Here is a 1514-nt window from a genome sequence, read left to right as displayed (position 1 = left end):
GCCATCACCAATGTCGTGATGATGGGCATGGGCGAGCCGCTGCAGAACTATTCGGCGCTGGTGCCGGCGCTGCGCGTGATGCTCGACGACCACGGCTACGGCCTGTCGCGCCGCCGCGTCACGGTGTCGACCTCGGGCGTCGTGCCGATGATCGACCGCCTGCGCGACGACTGCCCGGTCGCACTGGCCGTCTCGCTGCATGCGCCGGACGACGCGCTGCGCGACGACCTGGTGCCGCTGAATCGCAAATACCCGATCGCCGAGCTGCTCGAGGCCTGCAACCGCTACCTCGACAAGGCGCCGCGCGACTTCATCACCTTCGAGTACTGCATGCTCGACGGGGTGAACGACACGCCGGAGCACGCACGTGCGCTGGTGCGCATCAGCCAGGCGGTGTCGTGCAAGTTCAACCTGATCCCGTTCAACCCGTTCCCGCAGTCCGGCCTGAAGCGTTCGCCGCGCGAGCGCGTGAGCGCCTTCGCGCAGGTGCTGCAGGAAGCCGGCGTCGTGACGACCGTGCGCAAGACGCGCGGCGACGACATCGACGCCGCCTGCGGCCAGCTCGCCGGCGAGGTGCAGGACCGCACGCAGGCCCACAAGCGCATGACGCGTGCACCGATCCGCGTGCACCGCCCTGTCACCGAATCTGCAGACATCACATCACGCTCGAAGGAGGGCCGTTCATGACCTGGGGACGTCGTTGCTTGTCGATCACGCTGGCCTTTGCGGCTCTCTCTGCGTTGCTCGGAGGCTGTACCACCACGACCACCGTGAACGGAGTCGAGCAGGCGCCCCGCGACCGGACCACCGCGTCCGATGAAACCGAGGCCGGCAAGCGGGCGCGGGTGCGCATGGAGCTCGCGAGCGCGTATTTCGCGCGCGGCCAGATGACCACGGCGCTCGATGAAGTGAAGCTCGCGCTGCAGGCGCAGCCCAACATGACCGAGGGCTACAACCTGCGCGGCCTGATCTACGCCGGGCTGAACGACGATGTGATGGCGCAGGAAAGCTTCCGCCGCGCACTCGAGCTGAGCCCGCGCGACGGCGACACGCTGCACAACTACGGCTGGTACCTGTGCCAGCAGAAGCGCTTCGACGAAGCCTTCCCGCTGTTCGAGCAGGCGATGACGGCACCGCAGTACACCGGCAACGTCCGTTCTCTGCTGGCCAAGGGCGTGTGCCAGGCGCGCGCCGGCCAGTGGCCGGAGGCCGAGGCGACACTGCTGCGCGCCTACGAGCTCGATGCGGCCAACCCCGCGACCGGCGTCAACCTGGCCGAAGTGCTGCTGCGCCGCGGCGACCTGGATCGGGCGCGCTTCTACATCCGCCGCGTCAACTCGGTGGCCGATCAGTCGAGCGCGCAGACGCTGTGGCTGGCCGCGCGCATCGAGAACAAGCTCGGCAACCGGCAGGGCGTGGTCGACCTGGGGCGCCAGCTGCGCGACCGCTTCCCGCAATCGCGCGAATCGTCGGCGTTCGAACGGGGGCAGTTCGATGAGTGATCCGGTGCCGGC

At 68.7% G+C, this 1514-nt stretch carries 2 protein-coding genes; both read left to right on the top strand.

Features of this window, described 5'->3' with window-relative positions:
* A partial coding sequence (gene rlmN / locus AC1D15_RS31610; protein ID WP_477829157.1) for a 23S rRNA (adenine(2503)-C(2))-methyltransferase RlmN occupies positions 1-687 on the top strand: 687 nt, incomplete at its 5' end.
* Entirely contained in the window at positions 684-1502 is an 819-nt protein-coding gene (gene pilW, locus AC1D15_RS31605; RefSeq protein ID WP_477829156.1) for a type IV pilus biogenesis/stability protein PilW, read from the top strand. The genes rlmN and pilW, both read left to right, overlap by 4 nt.
* Positions 1503-1514: the final 12 nt, after the last annotated feature.

Source organism: Rhizobacter sp. P2_H2 (assembly GCF_056403375.1).
The sequence above is the reverse complement of the archived record's forward strand: the minus strand, read 5'-3'. Positions and strand labels throughout refer to the sequence as shown.

Coding starts and splice junctions, on each gene's coding strand:
- pilW (WP_477829156.1), top strand. CDS start 684: ATGACCTGGGGACGTCGTTGCTTGTCGATCACGCTGGCCTTTGCGGCT.